16 protein-coding genes are annotated in these 15,475 nt (G+C 71.1%); 12 read left to right on the top strand and 4 right to left on the bottom strand.

The window, feature by feature from the left end; all coding sequences use genetic code 11:
• Positions 1–244: 244 nt before the first annotated feature.
• The 7 genes from OG520_RS32620 (at position 245) to OG520_RS32650 (ending at position 6,666) form a co-directional block, all read left to right on the top strand.
• Complete coding sequence (locus OG520_RS32620) at positions 245–1,273, top strand: NAD(P)/FAD-dependent oxidoreductase (protein ID WP_406015504.1); 1,029 nt, start codon at positions 245–247, stop codon at positions 1,271–1,273.
• 13 nt (positions 1,274–1,286) lie between these two features.
• Positions 1,287–1,568 carry a helix-turn-helix domain-containing protein gene (locus tag OG520_RS32625; protein ID WP_406015505.1) on the top strand — a complete coding sequence of 94 codons (282 nt, stop codon included), beginning with the start codon at positions 1,287–1,289 and terminating at the stop codon, positions 1,566–1,568.
• Between the two features lie 267 nt (positions 1,569–1,835).
• Positions 1,836–2,864 carry an N-acetyl-gamma-glutamyl-phosphate reductase gene (gene argC / locus OG520_RS32630; protein ID WP_406015506.1) on the top strand — a complete coding sequence of 343 codons (1,029 nt, stop codon included), beginning with the start codon at positions 1,836–1,838 and terminating at the stop codon, positions 2,862–2,864.
• Positions 2,861–4,015 (top strand): bifunctional glutamate N-acetyltransferase/amino-acid acetyltransferase ArgJ, encoded by a 1,155-nt coding sequence (argJ, locus tag OG520_RS32635; RefSeq protein WP_406015507.1) that lies wholly within the window; start codon positions 2,861–2,863, stop codon positions 4,013–4,015. Before argC ends, argJ begins: the two co-directional genes overlap by 4 nt.
• Entirely contained in the window at positions 4,012–4,926 is a 915-nt protein-coding gene (gene argB / locus OG520_RS32640) for an acetylglutamate kinase (protein WP_406015508.1), read from the top strand. Before argJ ends, argB begins: the two co-directional genes overlap by 4 nt.
• Positions 4,923–6,119, top strand: a complete 1,197-nt coding sequence (locus tag OG520_RS32645; protein ID WP_406015509.1) for an acetylornithine transaminase — start codon at positions 4,923–4,925, stop codon at positions 6,117–6,119. Before argB ends, OG520_RS32645 begins: the two co-directional genes overlap by 4 nt.
• 10 nt (positions 6,120–6,129) lie before the next feature.
• On the top strand, positions 6,130–6,666 hold the full coding sequence (locus OG520_RS32650) for an arginine repressor (RefSeq protein WP_072484461.1): 537 nt from the start codon (positions 6,130–6,132) through the stop codon (positions 6,664–6,666).
• A gap of 24 nt (positions 6,667–6,690) precedes the next feature.
• Here the strand turns inward: OG520_RS32650 and OG520_RS32655 are convergent, their stop codons facing one another.
• Together OG520_RS32655 and OG520_RS32660 are read right to left on the bottom strand one after the other, a co-directional pair.
• Positions 6,691–7,392: a L,D-transpeptidase gene (locus OG520_RS32655; RefSeq protein WP_399332471.1), complete on the bottom strand. Its 702-nt coding sequence runs from the start codon at positions 7,390–7,392 to the stop codon at positions 6,691–6,693.
• 55 nt (positions 7,393–7,447) lie between these two features.
• On the bottom strand, positions 7,448–8,062 hold the full coding sequence (locus OG520_RS32660; protein WP_399332469.1) for a pyridoxamine 5'-phosphate oxidase family protein: 615 nt from the start codon (positions 8,060–8,062) through the stop codon (positions 7,448–7,450).
• A gap of 283 nt (positions 8,063–8,345) precedes the next feature.
• Between OG520_RS32660 and argH the strand changes: the two genes are divergently transcribed.
• The 3 genes from argH (at position 8,346) to OG520_RS32675 (ending at position 11,858) form a co-directional block, all read left to right on the top strand.
• Complete coding sequence (argH, locus tag OG520_RS32665; RefSeq protein WP_406015510.1) at positions 8,346–9,779, top strand: argininosuccinate lyase; 1,434 nt, start codon at positions 8,346–8,348, stop codon at positions 9,777–9,779.
• Between the two features lie 114 nt (positions 9,780–9,893).
• Complete coding sequence (locus OG520_RS32670; protein ID WP_406015511.1) at positions 9,894–10,865, top strand: aldo/keto reductase; 972 nt, start codon at positions 9,894–9,896, stop codon at positions 10,863–10,865.
• A gap of 93 nt (positions 10,866–10,958) precedes the next feature.
• The gene (locus tag OG520_RS32675; RefSeq protein WP_406015512.1) at positions 10,959–11,858 is read left to right on the top strand and encodes a sigma-70 family RNA polymerase sigma factor; all 900 of its coding nucleotides are present in this window, start codon (positions 10,959–10,961) and stop codon (positions 11,856–11,858) included.
• Here the strand turns inward: OG520_RS32675 and OG520_RS32680 are convergent.
• The gene (locus tag OG520_RS32680) at positions 11,848–12,381 is read right to left on the bottom strand and encodes a hypothetical protein (protein WP_406015513.1); all 534 of its coding nucleotides are present in this window, start codon (positions 12,379–12,381) and stop codon (positions 11,848–11,850) included. The two genes, OG520_RS32675 and OG520_RS32680, sit on opposite strands and share 11 nt — an antisense overlap.
• 82 nt (positions 12,382–12,463) lie before the next feature.
• Between OG520_RS32680 and OG520_RS32685 the strand changes: the two genes are divergently transcribed.
• Together OG520_RS32685 and OG520_RS32690 are read left to right on the top strand one after the other, a co-directional pair.
• Positions 12,464–13,015, top strand: coding sequence for a TetR/AcrR family transcriptional regulator (locus tag OG520_RS32685; RefSeq protein WP_399332460.1), 552 nt, complete (start codon positions 12,464–12,466; stop codon positions 13,013–13,015).
• Complete coding sequence (locus OG520_RS32690) at positions 13,012–14,556, top strand: MFS transporter (RefSeq protein WP_406015514.1); 1,545 nt, start codon at positions 13,012–13,014, stop codon at positions 14,554–14,556. Before OG520_RS32685 ends, OG520_RS32690 begins: the two co-directional genes overlap by 4 nt.
• Before the next feature lie 99 nt (positions 14,557–14,655).
• On the opposite strand, the gene OG520_RS32695 is transcribed toward OG520_RS32690, so the two are convergent.
• Positions 14,656–15,327, bottom strand: coding sequence for a 1-acyl-sn-glycerol-3-phosphate acyltransferase (locus OG520_RS32695; RefSeq protein ID WP_124718788.1), 672 nt, complete (start codon positions 15,325–15,327; stop codon positions 14,656–14,658).
• Positions 15,328–15,475: the final 148 nt, after the last annotated feature.

Genomic DNA, 15,475 nt, shown 5'->3' on the forward strand with positions numbered 1-15,475 from the left:
GGTGCCAACAAACGTGGCAATGCATTACAGATGCCAAGAATCTTGGCCAGGCAGTGCCAACTGGCCTGGCCAGGCTGTTGGGAGCCCCAGGTCACACAGCCCGATCAGTGCCAACTGTCGTGGCCTGGCACAGGGGTGCGGCCTGCGACGCTTACCTGCAGGGGGTGTTCACGAGTGCCGATGGCCTGGGCAGTTGTCGGTCGGTGGGCGCCGACCCACCAGGCCGCGGGCGGACGCTAGGGTCGTGAACGTGTTGAGCTCATCGGTGAGCGGGGACTTGGTCGTCGTCGGCGCCGGCATTGTCGGCGCATCGGTGGCCTATCACGCCGCCCGCGCGGGCGCCGCGGTGACGTTGGTCGACGCCGGGCGGCCAGGTGCCGGCGTGACGGCGGACTCGTTCGCCTGGGTCGGAGCGTCTGGCGTGCGTAAAGGTCCGGCCGCCGGGCTGCGGGCCACCGCAACGGCGGCGTACCACCGACTCGGGGCCGAGTTGCCGGGACTCCCGGTTACCTGGTCCGGCTCGCTGAGCTGGACCAGGGAGGACAGTGCGCCGGACGCCGGGCTCGGGCAGACGATCGTGGACGCGGCCACCGTGGCGACGCTCGAGCCCACCCTTCGGCAGCCTCCGGAGTGGGCTGTCTGGGCGCCGGGTGACGGCGCTGTTGACTCGGTGGGCGTGACCGAGCGGCTGGTCGCGGCCGCTCGCACCCATGGGGCTCGGGTACATCTGGACACGCCGGTTACCGCGGTCCGCCGGGATACAGCGGGCCGGATTGCCGGGGTTGAGACGGCAGCAGGACCCCTCTCCGGTGCGACGGTGGTGCTGGCGGCCGGAGTTGCCACGGCCGCGCTGGGCGCATCGCTCGGCGTGCGCGTCCCGGTCGAACCGTCGCCGTCGCCGCTGTTCCGGCTCCGCGCCCCGGCCGGTCTGGTCCGCACCGTGGTCAACACCGAGGACTTCGATCTTCGGCAGGTCGCCCCGGACCGGCTGATCGCCGCCGCGGACTCGCCCGAACGGACCCTTGCAGCCGTCCGGTCCACTTTCCATGGCGCCGGGAGCGTCGAGCTGCTCAGCACCCGACTCGGAGCGCGCCCAATGCCGGCCGACGGTGAGCCGATCGTCGGCCCGGTCGCCGAGGTCCCCGGCCTCTACTTGGCAGTGATGCACTCGGCGGTCACGCTCGCCCCGGCCGTGGGCCGCCTGGTCGCACGGGAGTTGATCGACGGAACCGTTGAGTCGGCTCTGTCAGGTTGCCGCCCGGATCGCTTCTGATGGCACGGCCCCGTTGCAGCCTGCCCCGCTGCTGCTCTCGGAGCAGGACCGCCTGACGTCGAGGTCGTGGTCCCGCTCAAGGTCGATTCGGGCGGGGTATGTCGAGCGGGCGCGGATCGTGCTGGAGTGTGCGCAACCAGGCGCGGGAACGATCTCGGTGGCGGCCGCGGTGGGCTCGACGCGGCCGACGGTGATCAAGTGGCGGGAGCTGTTCCGGGCGCACGGGCCGGCAGGGCTGGCCGAACTGGGACCTGCGGGCCGGTCGGCGCTTGATCGTGTCCTGAAGGGCCTTTGACGTCGGCATCGATCGACCGGGCCTTCCTGGCACCGTCCACTCGCTGACAGGGTCGGAGCAGTCCCGGCCGTCGGAACCGTGCAGACCGAGAACTGCTCGGTCCCGGCTGTAACGCCGCACATGCCACGGCCTCACTTCGCTCCGCCAACTCGCGCGCACATCCCCCAACTGAAGCCCCGACCCACAGCCGACCGCCGAACCACCCGCCAAAGCTTTGCATAAAAGTGCATAGCTGCGTATAGTCATGCCATCGACGAGGAGGTTTCGATGGTGGTACGCGCAGCAGTGGCAGGGGCGAGTGGATACGCCGGCGGGGAGCTGCTCCGTCTCCTGCTGGTTCACCCCGAGGTCGAGATCGGGGCGCTCACGGCCAACTCCAACGCCGGGCAGAAGCTCGGCGCGCTGCAGCCGCACCTGCGCCCGCTCGCCGACCGGGTGCTCCAGCCGACCACCGCCGAGGTCCTCGCCGGGCACGACGTCGTCTTCCTCGCCCTCCCGCACGGACAGTCCGCCGCCGTGGCCGAGCAGCTCGGTGACGAGGTGCTGATCGTCGACATGGGCGCCGACTTCCGGCTCAAGGACGCCGCGGACTGGGAGAAGTTCTACGGTTCGCCGCACGCCGGCACCTGGCCCTACGGTCTGCCCGAACTGCCGGGCGGACGTTCGGCGCTGGCCGGCTCCAAGCGTATCGCGGTGCCCGGCTGCTACCCGACCGCCGTCTCCCTCGCGCTCTTCCCGGCGTACGCGGCCCAGCTGGCCGAGCCCGAGGCCGTGATCGTTGCCGCGTCCGGCACCTCCGGGGCGGGCAAGGCGGTCAAGCCGCATCTGCTCGGCTCCGAGGTGATGGGCAACATGTCCCCGTACGGCGTCGGCGGCGCCCACCGGCACACCCCCGAGATGATCCAGAACCTCAGCGCGGCGGCCGGTGAGCCGGTCACGGTGTCCTTCACGCCGACCCTGGCGCCGATGCCCCGCGGCATTCTCGCCACCTGCAGTGCGAAGGCGAAGCCCGGGGTGAGCGCCGCGTCCGTCCGTGACGTGTACGAGAAGGCGTTCGCCGACGAACCCTTCGTCGACCTGCTCCCCGAGGGGCAGTGGCCCGCCACGGCGGCCGTCTACGGTTCCAACGCCGTACAGATCCAGGTCGCCCACGACGAGGCGGCGGGCCGGATCATCGTGATCAGCGCCATCGACAACCTCGCCAAGGGCACCGCCGGCGGCGCCCTGCAGAGCATGAACATCGCCCTCGGACTTCCCGAGGACACAGGTCTTTCCACGATCGGAGTCGCACCGTGAGCGTCACGGCAGCACAGGGGTTCTCCGCGGCGGGCATCGCCGCGGGAATCAAGGAGAGCGGTAACCCGGACCTGGCCCTCGTGGTCAACCACGGTCCGCGTCGCGCCGCCGCGGGCGTCTTCACCTCCAACCGCGTCAAGGCCGCCCCCGTCCTCTGGTCGGAGCAGGTACTGAAGGGCGGCGAGGTCACCGCCGTCGTGCTGAACTCCGGCGGTGCCAACGCCTGCACCGGGCCGAAGGGCTTCCAGGACACCCACGCCACCGCCGAGAAGGCCGCCGAGGTGCTCACCGGCCACAACGCGGGTGAGATCGCGGTCGCGTCGACCGGGCTGATCGGCACGCTGCTCCCGATGGACAAGCTGCTGCCCGGCATCGAGCAGGCCGCCGCCGCCCTCAGCGAGCACGGCGGCGAGAAGGCCGCCATCGCGATCAAGACCACCGACACCGTCGACAAGACCGCCGTCGCGGGCGGCGAGGGCTGGACCGTCGGCGGCATGGCCAAGGGCGCGGGCATGCTCGCCCCGGGCCTCGCCACCATGCTGGTCGTCCTCACCACCGACGCCGACGTCGACGCCGCCGGACTCGACTCCGCGCTGCGCGCCGCCACCCGCACCACCTTCGACCGGGTCGACTCCGACGGCTGCATGTCGACCAACGACACCGTGCTGCTGCTGGCCTCCGGGGCGAGCGGAATCGCGCCGGAGCAGGCGGAGTTCGCCGAGGCCGTGCGGACCGTCTGCGCCGACCTCGCCCGGCAGCTCATCGGTGACGCCGAGGGTGCCTCCAAGGACATCCGGATCGAGGTCGTCAACGCGGCGACCGAGGACGACGCCGTAGAGGTGGGCCGCTCCATCGCCCGTAACAACCTCCTCAAGTGCGCCATCCACGGCGAGGACCCCAACTGGGGCCGGGTCCTCGCCGCGATCGGTACGACGAAGGCCGCCTTCGAGCCCGACCAGCTGAACGTGGCCATCAACGACGTCTGGGTCTGCAAGAACGGCGGCGTCGGCGAGGACCGCGACCTGGTCGACATGCGCTACCGGGAGGTCAAGATCACCGCCGACCTCGCCGCCGGCACCGAGTCCGCCGTCATCTGGGCCAACGACCTCACCGCGGACTACGTCCACGAGAACAGCGCGTACAGCTCGTGAGCGCGGCGCGGAAGCACACCGCACTCCCGAAGGCGCAGATCCTCATCGAGGCGCTGCCCTGGCTGACCCGGCACAACGGCAAGACCGTCGTCATCAAGTTCGGCGGCAACGCCATGATCGACGACGAGCTGAAGGCGGCCTTCGCCCAGGACGTGGTCTTCCTGCGCCAGGCCGGCCTCAAGCCCGTCGTCGTGCACGGCGGCGGCCCGCAGATCAGCGCCCAGCTCGACAAGCAGGGCCTGGTCAGCGAGTTCAAGGCAGGTCTGCGCGTCACCACGCCCGAGGCGATGGACGTCGTACGGATGGTGCTCGCCGGACAGGTCCAGCGGGATCTCGTCGGCCTGCTCAACCAGCACGGACCGCTCGCCGTCGGCATGACCGGCGAGGACGCCCACACGATCACCGCCACCCAGCACCGGCCGACCATCGACGGCGAACTCGTCGACATCGGCCGGGTCGGCGAGATCACCGCCATCGACACCGGGGCGGTCCAGGCCCTGCTGGACGACGGCCGGATCCCGGTCATCTCCTCCATCGCACGCTCCGCCGACGACAACCACGTCTACAACGTCAACGCCGACACCGCGGCCGCGGCGCTCGCCGCCGCGCTGAACGCCGAGACGCTGATGGTCCTCACCGACGTCGAGGGCCTCTACGAGGACTGGCCCAACAGCGACGACGTGATCAGCCGTCTCACCGCGGCCGAGCTGGAGAAGCTGCTGCCGGAACTCTCCAGCGGCATGGTGCCGAAGATGCAGGGCTGCCTGCACGCCGTGCGCAACGGGGTCGAGACCGCCCGCGTGATCGACGGCCGGGTCCAGCACTCGATCCTGCTGGAGATCTTCACCGACGAAGGAATCGGCACGATGGTCGTGCCCGACGCACAGCCCGACGCGCAGGGGGAGTCATGAGCAACCAGGAGCTCGCACAGCGCTGGAGCCACGCGCTGATGGACAACTACGGGACCCCGCAGCTGTCCCTGGTCCGCGGCGAGGGCGCCCATGTGTGGGACGCCGACGGCACCGAGTACCTCGACTTCGTCGGCGGGATCGCGGTGAACGCGCTGGGGCACGCCCACCCCGCCGTCGTCGAGGCCGTCTCCACCCAGATCGCCTCCCTCGGCCATGTCTCCAACCTCTTCATCGCCGAACCGCCTGTCGCCCTCGCCGAACGGCTGCTCCAGCTCTTCGGCCGGACCGGACGCGTCTACTTCGCCAACTCGGGCGCCGAGGCCAACGAGGCCGCCTTCAAGATCGGCCGGCTGACCGGGCGGACCCACATGGTCGCCACCGACGGCGGCTTCCACGGCCGGACCATGGGCGCGCTCGCACTCACCGGCCAGCCCAAGAAGCGCGAGCCGTTCCTTCCGCTGCCCGGCGACGTCACACACGTCCCGTACGGCGACGCGGACGCCCTGCGGGCCGCCGTCACCACCGACACCGCGCTGTTGATCATCGAGCCCGTCCAGGGCGAGAACGGTGTGGTCGTACCGCCCGCCGGATACCTGGAGGCCGCCCGGAAGATCACCCGGGCCACCGGCACCCTGCTCGTCCTCGACGAGGTGCAGACCGGCATCGGCCGCTGCGGCCAGTGGTTCGAGCACCAGGCCCACCAGGGCATCGAGCCCGACGTCGTCACCCTCGCCAAGGGCCTCGGCGGCGGACTGCCGATCGGCGCGACCGTGGCCTTCGGCCCGGCGGCCGAGCTGCTGCATCCGGGCCAGCACGGCACGACGTTCGGCGGCAACCCGATCGCCTGCGCCGCCGGTCTCGCTGTCCTGGACACCCTGGCCGCCGACGGCGTCCTGGACCGGGTCAAGCGGCTCGGCGAGAAGATCCGGGACGGCGTGGAGGGCCTCGGTCACCCGCTGGTCTCCCATGTCCGCGGCTCCGGACTGCTGCTGGGTATCGTGCTCACCGAGCCCCTCGCGCCTCAGGTGCAACAGGCGGCTCAGGGAGCCGGAATCCTGGTGAACGCACCCGCCCCCGATGTCCTGCGGCTCATGCCGCCGCTGATCATCGGCGACGCGGAAGTGGACGCGTTGCTCCGGGCACTGCCCGGCGCTCTCGACGCGGCACAAGGGGACGGACGATCCGGAGAATGAGGCGACGACGATGACCGAGGCGCAGGAAACCGAGTACGGCGGGCCGTCCGTGCCGCAGACCCGCACCGCACGCCACCGCCGGATCGTGGACATCCTGAACCGGCAGCCGGTGCGCTCGCAGAGCCAGTTGGCGAAGCTTCTCGCCGACGACGGGCTGAGCGTCACCCAGGCGACGCTCTCCCGCGATCTGGACGAGCTGGGCGCGGTGAAGATCCGCAACACCGGCGGCGAGCTGATCTACGCGGTGCCGAGCGAGGGCGGATTCCGCACCCCGCAGGCACCCTTGGGCGGGTCGGCGAAGGAGGAGCGGATGCGGCGGCTCTCCGCCGAACTGCTCATCTCCGCGGAGGCATCGGCCAACCTCGTGGTGCTGCGCACTCCTCCGGGCGCGGCCCAGTTCCTCGCCTCGGCCATCGACCAGGCCGAACTGCACGACATCCTCGGCACCATCGCGGGCGACGACACCCTGATGCTGATCAGCCGTGACCCGGCGGGCGGTCAGGCGCTCGCCGACCATCTGCTGCGACTGGCCCAGAACGAGCGCTGAGCGGACCGGTGTTGCCGGGTACCGTCAGTAGCGCGTGATCGCGGTCGGGCCCGACCGGGTCCCGATCGCGATGTGCGGACGGCGGGCCGGGTCCACCCAGTCGAGGATCCGGTCCATCGCGGCCGCCGGTACGGAGACACAACCGGCGGTCGCGCCACGCCCGTTGACGTGGAGGAAGATCCCGGCGCCACGACCCCGTACCGGCCGTGCGTAGTTGAACCCGATGACGAGCGCGCGGGCGTACTGGGTCGGATACGCGATCAGGTGCTCCGCCTCGCCCGCCCGGCAGTCCTTGGGCCGCGGTTCCACCCAGCGGTTGTAGGCCCGCGCCGCGGTGTCCTGACACCACCACGACCGGTTGCCGACCCGTCGGTACGGATGGACGGTGCCGGCCGGTGCGGGCTCGATCCCGAAGGCGTACGGCAGGTCGTACAGGCCGGTGGGCGTGGTGTTCGTGCCCTGCTTGCGCGTCGCCCCCTCGGCCAGCCCCTTCGCGCCGAAGCGGGCCGGTGCGGACCCGCCCTTCACCCAGGTGCCCCGGCGCAGATTCCACCAGGTGACGGTGCCCGTGGTGGAGCCCCTTGCCGGGGCCTCGGCCGTGATCAGCTGGTTGCCGCCGCCGGTGTCGGCCATCCGATGCGGCAGCGGCGGCGCGGCGGCGGGCCGGGCCGCGACCGAGCCCGCCAGTGCGAGCAGTACCGAAAGGGTCACCAGGGATCTGCGCATGTCCGGACGGTAGACCCGCCGGCCGGGTGCCACCCGCGGTTCTGCTCCGTACGGCTCAATGCCGGTCCGCCGGGTCGCCGTCCGGCCGGGGCATCGCCGGCAGCGGGAGCGGCAGCCCCGGAAGCCCGTCGATACTCGTCGCGATGTGCTCCTTCTTCTCGAAGTAGGCACTGAGCGAGGTGTCGTCCTCGCGGGCGAAGCGCCGGGCGTGCAGCGACCGGTCCTCGTCGTACGACATGAACGGCACCCCGTAGCCGCAGGTGTCCCGGATCAGCTCGGCCCGCACCACGACGACGGCGCGCAGCCCGTGGAGGTCGGGGTCCACGTCCGGGAAGTGGGCGAGCAGCGCGCCGAACCGCGGATCGTCACGGAAGACCGGCTCACCGCGGCCGTGCACCCGCACGATGTTCGGCGGCCCCTGGAAGGCGCACCACATCAGCGTGATCCGGCCGTTCTCGCGGAGGTGGGCGACGGTCTCGGCATTGCTGCCGGCGAAGTCCAGGTAGGCCACGGTCAGCTCGTCGATGACGGCGAACGAACCGCTGACGCCCTTGGGAGAGAGGTTGACCGTGCCCTCGCCGGCCAGGGGCGCCGTCGCCGTGAAGAAGATGTGCTGCTCTTCGATGAAGGTCCTGATCCGTCCTTCGATGCGTTCATATGTTTTCCCCATGGCGACCATTGTCGGCGCCGACTCCGGTGATGGCGAGGTGATTCCAGCTTGCGGGACGTCCATTCCGGGGTGCGGGGCGGCAGTCGCGCCTTTGACAAAACATGCAGAGGTCTGCATAGATATGCCTACCGGTGATCGTGCCGTGAGGAGAGACCCGTGACCGGGCGGAAGCCCGGGAAGCGTGACCTCGCCCGACCCCCAGTAGTTACGTCTCCGCCTCCCCGGCCCTCCACGCGGGGAGGCGGTCGCACACCCACCACCCTGTTCTTCCGAGGAGCACGCAGTGAGCAACGGCAACGGCAACAGCGATGTACGCCTCTGGGGCGCCCGCTTCGCCGACGGTCCGGCCGAGGCGCTGGCCAAGCTGTCCGCCTCCGTCCACTTCGACTGGCGGCTCGCGCCGTACGACATCGCCGGTTCCCGCGCCCACGCGCGCGTCCTGAACAAGGCGGGCCTGCTCACCGAGGACGAGCTGAGCCGCATGATCGCCGGTCTCGACCAGCTCGAAGCCGATGTCGCCGACGGCTCCTTCACCGGCACCATCGCCGACGAGGACGTCCACACCGCGCTGGAGCGCGGACTGCTGGAGCGCCTCGGCCCCGACCTCGGCGGCAAGCTCCGGGCCGGCCGGTCCCGCAACGACCAGATCGCCACGCTCTTCCGGATGTACCTGCGCGACCACGCCCGGATCATCGGCGGTCTGATCGCCGAACTGCAGGGCGCGCTGGTCGGCCTCGCCGAGGCGCACCCGGACGTCGCGATGCCCGGCCGTACGCATCTGCAGCACGCCCAGCCGGTGCTCTTCGCCCACCACGTCCTGGCCCATGTGCAGCCCCTGTCCAGGGACGCCGAGCGGCTGCGCCAGTGGGACGGGCGGACCGCCGTCTCGCCGTACGGCTCCGGCGCCCTGGCCGGGTCGTCCCTCGGACTCGACCCGGAGGCGGTCGCCGCGGACCTCGGCTTCGAGCACGGGTCCGTCGCCAACTCCATCGACGGAACGGCCTCCCGCGACTTCGTCGCCGAGTTCGCCTTCATCACCGCGATGATCGGCGTGAACCTCTCCCGGATCGCGGAGGAGGTCATCATCTGGAACACGAAGGAGTTCTCCTTCGTCACCCTGCACGACGCCTTCTCCACCGGCTCCTCGATCATGCCGCAGAAGAAGAACCCGGACATCGCCGAGCTGGCCCGCGGCAAGTCCGGCCGGCTGATCGGCAACCTGACCGGCCTGATGGCCACGCTGAAGGCCCTCCCCCTCGCGTACAACCGCGACCTCCAGGAGGACAAGGAGCCGGTCTTCGACTCCTGCGACCAGCTGGAGGTCCTGCTGCCCGCCTTCACCGGCATGATGGCCACCCTCACCGTCAACCGCGAGCGCATGGAGGAGCTGGCCCCGGCCGGCTTCTCGCTCGCCACCGACATCGCCGAGTGGCTGGTCAAGCAGGGCGTGCCCTTCCGCGTCGCCCACGAGGTCGCCGGTGAGTGCGTCAAGGAGTGCGAGCAGCACGGCATCGAGCTCGACGAGCTGACCGACGAGCAGTTCGCCAAGATCTCCGAGCACCTCACCCCCGAGGTCCGCACGGTCCTCGACGTCACCGGTGCGCTCGCCTCCCGCAGCGGCCGCGGCGGCACGGCCCCGTCGGCCGTGGCCGTCCAGCTCGCCGAGGTGAAGGCCGACCTCGCCGTCCAGCAGGCCTGGGCCACCGCGAAGAACTGACCGCGACGAGAGCGGTATCGGGGCGGGGAGCGGTCGTACGCTCCCCGCCTTCCGGTTTCCGTGAGCTGGGTTACGTTGACGGGGGAGCACACCCGATCGACGAGGAGCCCAACGATGCCTTTCGCCCGGCTGGCCACAGCGACGACGCCGACCGCCCACATCGGACTCGGCCTGGCGGCGGTCGGCAGGCCCGGCTACATCAATCTCCACCGCGACCGCGATCTGCCCGCCGACCGCGGCGTCGAGGCGATGCGCGAACGCACCCACGAGCTGCTCGACGCCGCCTACGCACAGGGCGTCCGCTACGTCGACGCGGCCCGCTCCTACGGCCGTTCGGAGGAGTTCCTGGCCGACTGGCTGACGGCACACCCCGAGGCGGACGATGTCGTCATCGGCAGCAAATGGGGCTACACCTACACCGCCGACTGGAGCATCGAAGCCGAGGCGCACGAGGTCAAGGACCACGGCCTCGCCACGTTCCTGCGCCAGCGGGCCGAGACCGACGCACTGCTCGGCGACCGCCTCGACCTCTACCAGATCCACTCGGTCACCGCCGACAGCCCGGCCCTCACGGACAAGGAGCTGCACGCACGGCTGGCCGCGCTCGCCGAGGAGGGCGTCAGCGTCGGCCTCTCGACCAGCGGACCCGCCCAGGCCGACGCGATCCGGGCCGCCCTCACCGTCACCGTGGACGGCGAGCCGCTCTTCCGTACGGTCCAGGCCACCTACAACGCCCTGGAGACCTCCGCCGGGGCGGCGCTCGCCGAGGCCAGTGCCGCCGGCCTCACCGTGATCGTCAAGGAAGCCATGGCCAACGGACGGCTCGCCGGAACGGAAGCCCCCGCCGTGGTCCAGGAGATCGCCGCCGATGCCGGTGTCGGCAGCGACGCGGTCGCCCTGGCACTCGTGCTGCACCAGCCCTGGGCCGGGGTGGTGCTCTCCGGCGCGGCGACCGTCGACCAGCTCGCCGGAAACCTGCACGCGGCCGTCGTCGACCTCGACGAGGAGGGGCGCGCCCGGCTCGACGCGCTGGTGGAGGAGCCCGAGGCGTACTGGCGCCACCGCGCCGGGCTGCGCTGGAGCTGACCGGACACCACCGGGAGCGGCGCGCGCCGTCCGTCACATCGTCGGGGTTCCGTCCGTCAGTGCTGTGACGGAACACGACGGAGGAATGTGACTGTGGACGGACACGATTTCCTGGCAGAGCGCTTCGAGGGGAACCGGAACCAGCTGAAGGCCGTGGCCTACCGGATGCTCGGCTCGACGAGCGAGGCGGAGGACGCCGTCCAGGAGGCCTGGATCCGGCTCAGCCGTTCCGACGACCGGGCGATCGAGAACCTGGGCGGCTGGCTGACGACGGTCGTCGGGCGGGTGTGCCTGGACATGCTCCGCTCCCGCCGCTCCCGCCGCGAGGAACCCCTCGACACCGGGGTGCCCGAGGGGCATGCCCCTGGCCCGGACCTCGGCGAACGGCCGGAGGCCGACCCCGAGCAGCGGGCGCTGATGGCCGACTCGGTGGGTCTCGCGATGCTCGTCGTGCTCGAAACGCTCGACCCCGCCGAGCGGCTCGCCTTCGTGCTGCACGACATGTTCGCCGTGCCCTTCGACGAGATCGCCGTCGTCGTGGACCGCACCCCGGCCGCGACCCGGCAGCTCGCCAGCCGGGCTCGGCGCCGGGTGCAGGGCGTGGAACCGGTCCCGGACCCCGGTCTCGCCCGCAAGCGCGAGGTCGTCGCCGCCTTCCTGGCCGCCGCCCGGGACGGCGACTTCGAGGCCCTGGTGGCCGTGCTCGATCCGGACGTGGTGGTGCGGTCCGACGTCGGCGCCGGGGGTGCCGGTGCCCCGGCCCTGGTGCGGGGCGCCGAGGCCGTGGCCCGTCGGGCGATGATGTTCGCGCCGTTCGCGCGGTCGTCGCAGCAGGCACTGGTCGCCGGGGAACCGGCCGTCATCGCGACGCGCGAGGGCCGGCAGTTCTCGGTCATGGTCTTCACGGTCGTCCGGGGGAAGGTCGCCGAGATGTTCGTGATCGACGACCCGGCCCGACTGCCCGGCCTCGATCTGACGGTCCTCAACGACTGACGGGCCCGTCCCGCGGGCCGCCGTCCGCCCACGCCGCGAGCGCCGCGAAATCGGACGGCAGCAGACCGATCCCGGGGTCGATCCACCGGAGCAGCGCCTCGCCGGCCCCCTGGCCGAGGACCCACTCCCGGTCCTGCCCGGTGATCTCGTCGTCGACCCAGGCGAACGGCCGGCCGGCCGCGTACTCCACGACGTACCGCGTCTTCCAGTACGTGCCGTCCGGCGCGTTGCCGTGCATCGACGGCCAGTCGATGTACGGCAACGGGGGCAGCCCCAGACGCGGCCCGATCCAGACGTTCGCCTCGTCCTTCCAGGTCGTCGCCCAGACCAGCTCGTACCGGTCGGCCAGGGCCCGCAGCGCCGTCCCGTGCTCCGGGTTGAGCAGGACGGGCAGGGGTGGCCCGTAGTCCCACCCCGTCGGCCGCGTCAGATGCTTCGCATAGCCATCCGGTGGCCGGAGGTGCGCGAGCGCCGTGTAGGGATTGAGCGGACCGTCGATGTCGATCAGCAGCAGCGGCTTCATGGCGCCATGGTCCTCCCTCCCGCCGGGGAGGACACAGCCTTCCGGTGAGACGCTGATGTCTCATATGGTCTATGGTTGTCTCATGAGTCTCGACCGTGAGCAGGTGCTGCGCAGCGCTGCCGCTCTGCTGACCCGTAAATCGACCGCCACCATGGACGAGGTCGCCAGAGCCGCAGGCATCGGGCGTGCCACCCTGCACCGGCACTTCGCCGGACGGGACGCCCTGGTCAGAGCGTTGGAGAACCTGGGCATCCAGGAGGTCGAAGCGGCTCTGGACGCCGCCGCGCTCGACGAGGGGGCCGCGCAGGACGCACTGCGCCGTTTCGTCGCGGCCGTCGAGCCGAGCGCCGGACTGCTCTCCTTCCTCGTCACCGAGAACCAGCTCTTCGAGGGCGAAGAGCTGAACGAGGGCTGGAGCCGCCTCGACGCCCGGGTCTCCGCCTTCTTCAGGCGCGGCCAGGAGCGCGGCGAATTCCGGATCGACCTCACCCCCGCCTGGCTGACCGAGGCCCTCTACGGCCTCATCTCCTCCGCCGCCTGGGCCGTCCAGGACGGCCGGGTCGCGAGCCAGGACTTCCAATACATGATCGTCGAGTTGCTGCTCGGCGGCGCACGCCGGAGCGTGGAGCAATGAGCCGTATCGAACAGCAGGTGGAGACCTCGGACGAACTGCACCGTCCGGGGCGGTGGATCGCCCTGGCCGTGCTCGTCCTCGCCGTGCTGCTCGTGGCGATCGACGCCACCGTCCTCGGCCTGGCGACCCCCTTCCTCACCGAGGACCTCGAACCGACCGGCACCCAGCTCCTGTGGATCGGCGACGTCTACTCCTTCGTCATCGCCGGACTCCTGGTCTCGATGGGCAGCCTCGGCGACCGCATCGGCCGCAAGAAACTGCTGCTGTGCGGTGCGACGGCGTTCGGCGCGGTCTCGGTGCTCAACGCCTACGCGCACACCCCCGAGATGATGATCCTGGCGCGGGCGCTGCTCGGTGTCGCGGGTGCCACCCTCATGCCGTCCACGCTCGCCCTGATCCGCAACCTCTTCCACGACCCGCGCGAGCGCAGCCTCGCCATCGGGATCTGGGGAGCGATGGCCTCCGCCGGAGCGGCCGTCGGCCCCGTGGTCGGCGGACTCCTGCTGGAGCACTTCTGGTGGGGCTCGGTCTTCCTGATCAACCTGCCCGTCATGGCGATCCTCGTGGTCGTCGGCGCCAGGATGATCCCCGAGTCCAGGAACCCGGCCCCGGGCCCCTGGGACCTGGTGAGCGTCGTGCTCTCCTTCATCGGCATGATCGGCGTCGTGTACGCCGTCAAGGAACTGGCGGCGCACGGCCCGAGCTGGGGGACCGTCCTCGCCGGCGGCGGTGGCGTGGCCGCGCTCTGCTGGTTCGTACGCAGGCAACTCACGCTCCCCGCACCCCTGCTGGACATGCGGCTCTTCCACCACCGGGGCTTCTCGGGCGCGGTCCTCGCCGACCTGCTGACCATCCTCGGCCTGTCCGGGCTGGTCTTCTTCCTCTCCCAGTTCCTTCAACTGGTGCAGGGCCGCGGGCCGCTGGAGGCCGGTCTCGCGGAACTGCCCGCGGCCGTCGGCGCCGTCGCCGCGGGTCTGCTCGCCGGCCGGGCGGCCCGTCGCTTCTCGGTGCGCTCGGTGGTGACCGGCGGTCTCGGGGCGATCGGCCTGGCGCTCGCAGCGGTCACCCTGATCCACAAGGAGACCGCCTACCCGCTGATCGGGGCGGTGCTGCTCATCGTGGGCGTGGGCGCGGGCTTCGCCTTCACCGTCACCTCCGACGTGATCCTCTCCAGCGTCCCGAAGGAGCAGGCGGGATCCGCCGGCGCGGTCTCCGAGACGGCGTACGAACTCGGCGCGGCCCTCGGCATCGCCCTGCTCGGCTCCATCGTGACCGGCGTGTACCAGAAGTTCGAATCGCCCGCGGGGACCCCGTCGGCCAATGCCGCCGCTGCGCACGAATCGCTGGGCGGCGCGGTCGAGGCCGCCCACGGTCTGCCGGCCCCGCAGGGACAGGCACTGGTCGCCGCGGCGCAGGACTCGTTCGTCGAAGGGCTGCGGCTCGCCGCGGGTGTCGGCGCGGCGGTCCTGCTGGCGACGGCCGTCGCCGCCTGGTTCCTGCTGCGCGGTCAGAAGCTGGAGGACGGCATCGTGCACCAGTAGCCGCCCGGGTCGTCCGGATATGCGGAAGGGCCCGTACCACCGGGAAACCGGGGTACGGGCCCTTCCGCATGTCCTGCCGTCGGCGCTTCGCGCCTCAGCTCACGCGGCCTTGGCCTTCGTGGCGTACATGTCGACGTACTCCTGACCGGACAGCCGCATCACCTCGGCCATCACGGAGTCGGTCACCGCCCGCAGCACATAGCGGTCGCGGTCCATGCCCTCGTAGCGGGAGAACTCCATCGGCTCACCGAAGCGGACCGTCACCTTGCCGGGACGGGGCAGGCCGGCCCCGCCGGGCTGCAGCTTGTCCGTGCCGATCATCGCGAACGGCACCACCGGCGCGCCCGTCATCAGCGTCAGCCGGGCGATGCCCGTGCGGCCCCGGTACAGACGGCCGTCGGGGGAGCGGGTGCCCTCGGGGTAGATGGCGAAGGCCTTGCCCTCCTCCAGCACCCGACGGCCCGTCATCAGCGCCGCGACACCGCCGCGTCCGCCGTCCCGGTCCACCGGGATCATGCCGCAGCCGGTGAAGAACCAGGCCATCGCCCGGCCCTTGAGCCCCTTGCCCGTCACGTACTCGTCCTTGCCGATGTAGAACACCGGCCGGTCGCAGCAGATCGGCATGATCATCGAGTCGATGAACGTCAGATGGTTGCCCGCGAGGATCACCGGACCGTCCCCGGGGATGTTCTCCACACCCTCCACCTGGGGGCGGAACATCAGGCGCAAGATCGGTCCGAGCACTGCCTTGATGAGTGCGTGTCGGGACAACGGTTCCTCCGGTGTAGTGGCCGGGCCGGCCGAGGTGCGGGGATCGTGACGGTCCATGCAGGTGAGGACGATACTCGCGGGTACTCGCTGATCGCACATCGGGTTCATGGAGCGGATACGCGGTGTTGACATGAGTTTGCGCCATGTT

This window comes from Streptomyces sp. NBC_00984 (assembly GCF_045162475.1).
Lineage (GTDB): Bacteria > Actinomycetota > Actinomycetes > Streptomycetales > Streptomycetaceae > Streptomyces.

Excerpts from the sequence above, each read along its gene's own strand:
- argC (WP_406015506.1), top strand. The coding sequence starts at position 1,836 with ATGGTGGTACGCGCAGCAGTGGCAGGGGCGAGTGGATACGCCGGCGGG.
- OG520_RS32645 (WP_406015509.1), top strand. The coding sequence starts at position 4,923 with ATGAGCAACCAGGAGCTCGCACAGCGCTGGAGCCACGCGCTGATGGAC.
- OG520_RS32650 (WP_072484461.1), top strand. The coding sequence starts at position 6,130 with ATGACCGAGGCGCAGGAAACCGAGTACGGCGGGCCGTCCGTGCCGCAG.
- OG520_RS32655 (WP_399332471.1), bottom strand. The coding sequence starts at position 7,392 with ATGCGCAGATCCCTGGTGACCCTTTCGGTACTGCTCGCACTGGCGGGC.
- OG520_RS32660 (WP_399332469.1), bottom strand. The coding sequence starts at position 8,062 with ATGGGGAAAACATATGAACGCATCGAAGGACGGATCAGGACCTTCATC.
- OG520_RS32670 (WP_406015511.1), top strand. The coding sequence starts at position 9,894 with ATGCCTTTCGCCCGGCTGGCCACAGCGACGACGCCGACCGCCCACATC.
- OG520_RS32680 (WP_406015513.1), bottom strand. The coding sequence starts at position 12,381 with ATGAAGCCGCTGCTGCTGATCGACATCGACGGTCCGCTCAATCCCTAC.
- OG520_RS32685 (WP_399332460.1), top strand. The coding sequence starts at position 12,464 with ATGAGTCTCGACCGTGAGCAGGTGCTGCGCAGCGCTGCCGCTCTGCTG.
- OG520_RS32690 (WP_406015514.1), top strand. The coding sequence starts at position 13,012 with ATGAGCCGTATCGAACAGCAGGTGGAGACCTCGGACGAACTGCACCGT.